Below are 5580 nucleotides of genomic sequence, written 5' to 3'. Positions count from 1 at the left end.
GTTGAGGAATCGTCGGTCCCGTCGTGCGTTCATCCGCTGCTTTCGGGCTCTCGCTTCGAAGTAGTCTTTGTCCGCCAGGTCATAGGGATTGGCACCACTGCGTATTTTGCTATGATACCGAATCGGCAAGTCCCCGGCCTTGAACAACCGTATGAGCTTCATACCTGACGCGGTCGGGTAATAGCACCCATACTCAATACGACCTTTGAAACGCCCTCGGTAGCGCTTTCTGATCCAATGCCCACGTCTTGGATCGGTGCTCCTGCTGTAACCACTTTTTAACCAGTGGGTAGATCCTGTCATCGACGTAACTCAGGCGTTCTTTCGCTACCACGTGTCGATACGCATAGGCCCAGCCTCTGATGACGGCATTGAGCTTTGCCAGTAAAGCGTGGAAAGGGATGCCACGGTACTTCTTCAGCACACCTCGCACTTTCTCCGGCAACTCCCGGGTTTTGCCGTCTTGCGGCTGGACCAGCAAGGTACTTCGGTATTTCCTGTAGTGAAAGCCCAGGAAGTTGAAGCCTTGCCCAATATGGCGGATGCGATCAAAACAGGCCTTGATATCGGCTTCCAGAATCCACTGTGCAGCGGTTCTTTGGGCCAGTACGATAAAGCCTTGTTTGCAGGCATCGTGCAAGCTACGCCCCTCTCTGAATCCGTAGGAGTGTTGGTCTCCGGTGGTTTCTGCTATGGGTTTGAGCCCCAACGCATAGAGAGCTTGCATCGCCCGGTCGTGAAGGGTGGGTATCCCTAAAGGGCGGCGATCGCCGTTCTTTTTCGGGATGTAGATCCTGCGCAGCGGTTGCGCTTGATAACCGGCTGTCCCTAGTCTTTGCGCCGCGCGCCAGTATTGGCCGGGTGACGTCCAAAGCACCCCGTCAACACCGGCGGTGCGACTTCCTTTATTGGCTATGACTCGTTTGACCGACAGCACTTTCGCGGCAAACGAGCGCGACAACAGATGCTGCAAAGCACGCGCCTTGCCCCACCTTTGTTCGCGAACAGATTGTGCGATACGCACCTGCAGTCGATAAACGCGCTTTTCAACCTCCGGCCAGTCAATCGCCTGCCAGCGGTGTGCATCGCTTGAAGGTGCACTAGCCTGTTCGGCCATCATTTGCCTTCCTTCATAAAATCAATCCCGCAAATTCTCTCGCACCAAAGCACCAAGGGGACGTCTGCACACTTTCGCGTCGGACAAATCCTGAATCCGTATGTCTTCCATTACAGAAGACCCTTCGCTTCTTCCCCCATCTCATCGACGCAGAGTCTCCGGCTCCATCACGGGTTACCTTCTTCCTCCCTGAAGGCTCTACGACATTGCCATGGTTCATTGTCCCCAACGCTTCATACCAAGTCCTTTTCGCATGGTGGGTAGGATACTGGTGGTAGAACACCAGGTTGCACTTCCGACATCCGCTCAGTTACGGAAAAAACATCGGGTTACAACATATATTCATGCAACTTCATGTCGCAATCAACGCTTGCAGCATGCGCGGCTTTGGAATGGAGGCGAAGCCGCAGTGAAAAAGACGTCGCCGTGCCTGCGATGGTTATGTGCTGTGGGCGACATTCGGGAACCTTTCGGGATGCTCAATAATTTCCTCGGTAAGGTCTACGTCCAGATCAGGCCAATAGAAATGGCCAGGGAATTGCTCTTCGACATTTAGAATGGCACTGACTCGCTGCTCCTTGAACCAAGGAAAGCTGTTGTATGGCATGAAAAATTCGCGGTCGTGAGCCAAGAGCCACACACCGTGAGTCGATATATTTGTCACCTCAACTGCTGAAGTGTTGTTCCCAAGCGCTGACAAGCTCATCGCGGTGACCCTCCACCAATGACTCGATTTCTTTCAATTGCTGACGGCTATATCCGTGATTCTTGGCTAGTTCAAGGTCTGGTTCAAGCCAAAATTTGGCCTCGCCATCGCCTGAGACTATATGGACATGCATGCGAGACTCCTCCCGCGAGAAGAAAAAGAAGCGGTACCCCTTCTCCCTGAAAACTGTAGGACTCATCCATACTCCTCACACATAACGCTGGCATAACGGGCCGGTTTGGAGCGGCAGCGGAGAACCGGTCCCGTTGATGCGATGGTGTACGCCCAGCATGGGCATGAACTAATGGGGTGAAAGTCCCCTGTGGGAAGATCACCGTTTAGCCGGTTTTACCCGATTGAACGCTAACCACTAGCGAATGGCAAGGGCCGATCCGCGAGGAGCGGTCTCCGGAACGCCGGCCGGAAGTAAGCCGCTAGCAAAACTGCGAGCTGATGAACAAGAACATCATATGAGGCGTAGGCTGAAGGCGAGTTGGCACCAGACGACGAAGCCACGTGATCTAACGGCCACCGTAACGAAATGATGCAGTTGTGCAGTGACAGTGCATGCTCTTATCTGGGGCGGTCCGACGCATCGGGATCTGCTCAACGAGCGATCGGTTAATTACCAGTCAGGCCACTGGTCGATCAAGCCTGGGCGCAGCCGTTGCCATCGGCGGTTGCGAGCGAACAAGGTGGACACCGATAGCGCCGCTGGGGGTAACCCCACCAGTGATTGAGCAGAAGTCAGCAGACGGCATAGTAGCCAAATGCCCAGCGTAATGGTTGGGACACGGTGAAGGCCTGAACTCGGAAATCAATGAGGAGCCTGTGCCGCTCAACTGCTCTATATCCGACCGAACCCAGGAGCGTTGGCGCAAAATCAGAAGCCGTCATCGGGGTAAGAAGGAGGTAATCGGCCATTTTACTTTAAACATTTCCGGGAAACGCCCTGTGCGGACCCGCATGCAGGGTGTTGTGGGGGCTGGGGCTAGATACCCCCGGCTACCCGATTATGTGGTGCCTGACTCCCAGGCTATCAGGACATGCGCCTACCAGCCATCCAGTTTGATCCCGTTTTCCCGGAGATATTCGCCTTCTTTTTCCAGATATTCATCTACCCATTGAGAATAATCTGACTTCTCGTTGGTGAACGGTGTGGCCTCGTATCGCCCCACCTCAATCGCATTTTCCGCCCCGTTCATAATCCAGACAACTACCGTGCCGCCCGGTGCCAGGCCAAATACAAGGTTGTAACGAGGAACCTCAAAATTCTTTCCGTAACGCTCATAGGGAGCGATTTCTTTCATTTTCTCCTCAATTTCGCGGGCATTCTCAAGCTGGATCAACGCCCGGTAAGATTGCTGTTCGGCAAACGAGAACCACTTGATAAGCACCAGTCCCGGCATCGCCTGCCACTCCGCGCTCTTGCCAGAGGGGTGTTCCCAGCAGCAGGTGATTATCCCAATGGGTGCTCGCCAACCGATTTCCCCCGACACAGATTCCAGGATTAAAGTCTCGACCCACGCATCGTAATGCTGGGGCACCACAACAGAGATACTTCGGTAAGTCGGGTCGGGGCCATACGCTGGCCCTTCCGATTCACTCTGATCCGAACACCCCAGCAACACCAGGACACAGAAGCTAATGGCAAGCGACTTAATACTCATGGTACTCCCCCTCTGCCCATTGCCCCTTATTCGGATGCACAGTTCGGCGGCCATACTTGCCGGGTCTGAAAGGGTACAACGGGCCGAGCCGCAAGTAATGATCGGAATGGTGGATATATCGCTGTTTCAGTAACGCTCTGGATTCCGGTGTCATCAATAGCTCACTGCCATGCCACACATGGGCGGCGAGATTTCTGGCGACGGTCATTAATTCTTGCGGTAGAGAAAGGCCGTCCACTTCTGGGTTGATAGATTGGAAAGGCACACCAGCATCCACCGCCAACTTGTGCATTAGATACAGCGGAATACGGGAATATTCACCACGAACCTCGCGGTCCAGCCAAAGGCGAAGCGTGATGTCTCCGCCCGGCAAACCGGGTGGGCGCTCCTGCTCGATATCCAATGTGGCGAGTGGGTTCAGCGGCCCGATCCAGCCTTCGTTTTTGATCAGTGCACGTTCCTGCAACATGCGCGAAAATTCGAAACTGGCTTCGGGATTGCGGCGATCTTTCCCTCTGACTACCAGAGGTGGGCGCACCTCGACACGCTCATGAAAGCGATCCGGGTAACCACCGCCAATATCGGAATGGGCACCAGGCAGCGTCCATTCGCTGAAGTGGTCGGGCAAGTTGCCGGACTCACCCCGAAGACTGTTGAGTGAAAAGTTGTGGCGGCGCTCATCCCGTGCCGCAAACTGAACAAGCCGTTCGGCATGCTCCGGCCTCAGGTTGACGTTGATGCGTCCGGTTTCTGCATCGTGTGCTGAAAAGTCCAGATTGCCGAGATCGGCAATCCCCGCAACGGTATCGAACAGACCTACAAAGCGAACGGTGATCTTCTTCGGCCAAGGAATGCCCTGCTGTTTAAACGCGGCGGCCAGCGCACCGCCTTCATCCTGAACTTCCCGGCTGATGAAATGCCGGGCCGTGGCCGCGCCACGGCTGAAACCGAAAACGTCGAGAATCAATTCGTCGATGGGGGCGCTAACATAGTCACGAACATCAGTCGCCAAATCGCCGGACCCTTCGGCAATTTTCTTGAGTATGCCTTGCTCACCAAGTCCAAGCCCCATGCTGGGACCATCATCCGATTCGCCGGACTTGGTGCCAACACCGGAAACGTAGGTCGAGATGCGGTGAGCTTCCTTCCATTCCTCACTCTGGAATTGACCCTGCTGATACATTCGCTCCAGCTTGGAGACATTGGTTTCCGCACTGAGGTAACTGCCTTCCATCACCTGCGACAGTTCGGCACTGCACTCGTCCTCGGAGATGGCCCCAGCCGCATTGGCCGTAAGACATTCGTCCATCTGTCGCTGGTACGTCTGTGTGTTATCGCGGTTGTTGCCGGTGCCATCGAAAAAGATGCCAGCCTCCACCCGGACCTTAGGACGGTTCTCTTCTTCGGGCGAATCCTCTGGCGATTCGTCAGAAACACCTTCGTCAATCAATGCGCCTTTCTGAGCAGCTTTGCGTACAAACTCCTGTGGATCTTTGTCCAGCAATTCTTTAGCGGCAGGAGTAAGCTGGCCTTTGTCATCCAGTGCGCCCGCCATGGCAAAATCCACAACCGGTGCAGTATTGGTGGCGACGCCCAAAAGCACCCGTGGATTGCCGCTGACAATGGAACCGCCATGGCTGGTCGGGCTGCCAAGGTACGCCACAGGCATACCATCGGCCAACGCCAATGGATAGCCCTGGGTAATGACAGCGCCGCAACCGGTGACATCACCCACTCGGGCAATCGGTTTGCCTTCAACGAGGATGCTGGAGCCGTTTGGCATGATGGGGGAAGAGCTGTGCCCTTTGATCGGGCAAACGTGCATGTCGCCGACGCAGGCGGCAATCAGATTGCTCATAGCCAGAGTTCCTTTCTGTGATGAGTAGCGTCCGGGCTACCCGTGGTTAAACATTGTTCAAAACCCGCGATTTTAGCATGATTGGCACCAAACCTGGTAGCTAAGGGCCTTCCGGCCCTTCGCCCCATAAGAACTGTACGTGATAGTTTCCCATCATACAGCTCAAGCCCTTTAAAGGCCGCCCAGGCGACCCACCTATTCACATCCAATAACGCATCCATTCAGGCGG

At 54.9% G+C, this 5580-nt stretch carries 5 protein-coding genes; all 5 read right to left on the bottom strand.

All coding sequences use genetic code 11. The features are described from left to right. Positions 1-193: 193 nt before the first annotated feature. Complete coding sequence (locus AC13C0_RS02300; RefSeq protein ID WP_482953897.1) at positions 194-1120, bottom strand: reverse transcriptase N-terminal domain-containing protein; 927 nt, start codon at positions 1118-1120, stop codon at positions 194-196. Positions 1121-1556: 436 nt separating this feature from the next. Further along, positions 1557-1823: a DUF2442 domain-containing protein gene (locus tag AC13C0_RS02295; RefSeq protein WP_117618758.1), complete on the bottom strand. Its 267-nt coding sequence runs from the start codon at positions 1821-1823 to the stop codon at positions 1557-1559. Further along, on the bottom strand, positions 1783-2022 hold the full coding sequence (locus AC13C0_RS02290) for a DUF4160 domain-containing protein (protein ID WP_117618757.1): 240 nt from the start codon (positions 2020-2022) through the stop codon (positions 1783-1785). Before AC13C0_RS02290 ends, AC13C0_RS02295 begins: the two co-directional genes overlap by 41 nt. Positions 2023-2875: 853 nt before the next feature. Beyond that, the gene (locus tag AC13C0_RS02285; RefSeq protein WP_341581711.1) at positions 2876-3493 is read right to left on the bottom strand and encodes a DUF2931 family protein; all 618 of its coding nucleotides are present in this window, start codon (positions 3491-3493) and stop codon (positions 2876-2878) included. Beyond that, positions 3483-5351 (bottom strand): phospholipase effector Tle1 domain-containing protein, encoded by a 1869-nt coding sequence (locus tag AC13C0_RS02280; protein ID WP_341581709.1) that lies wholly within the window; start codon positions 5349-5351, stop codon positions 3483-3485. The genes AC13C0_RS02285 and AC13C0_RS02280 overlap by 11 nt, the downstream gene beginning before the upstream one ends. Positions 5352-5580: the final 229 nt, after the last annotated feature.

It is taken from the genome of Marinobacter sp. B-21 (assembly GCF_056857895.1).
Note: the sequence above shows the minus strand (reverse complement) of the source record. Positions and strands in the feature narration are given on the sequence as shown.

Bases quoted from the DNA above. Each gene is read 5' to 3' on its own strand.
- AC13C0_RS02300 (WP_482953897.1), bottom strand. From the start codon at position 1,120: ATGATGGCCGAACAGGCTAGTGCACCTTCAAGCGATGCACACCGCTGG.
- AC13C0_RS02295 (WP_117618758.1), bottom strand. From the start codon at position 1,823: ATGAGCTTGTCAGCGCTTGGGAACAACACTTCAGCAGTTGAGGTGACA.
- AC13C0_RS02290 (WP_117618757.1), bottom strand. From the start codon at position 2,022: ATGAGTCCTACAGTTTTCAGGGAGAAGGGGTACCGCTTCTTTTTCTTC.
- AC13C0_RS02285 (WP_341581711.1), bottom strand. From the start codon at position 3,493: ATGAGTATTAAGTCGCTTGCCATTAGCTTCTGTGTCCTGGTGTTGCTG.
- AC13C0_RS02280 (WP_341581709.1), bottom strand. From the start codon at position 5,351: ATGAGCAATCTGATTGCCGCCTGCGTCGGCGACATGCACGTTTGCCCG.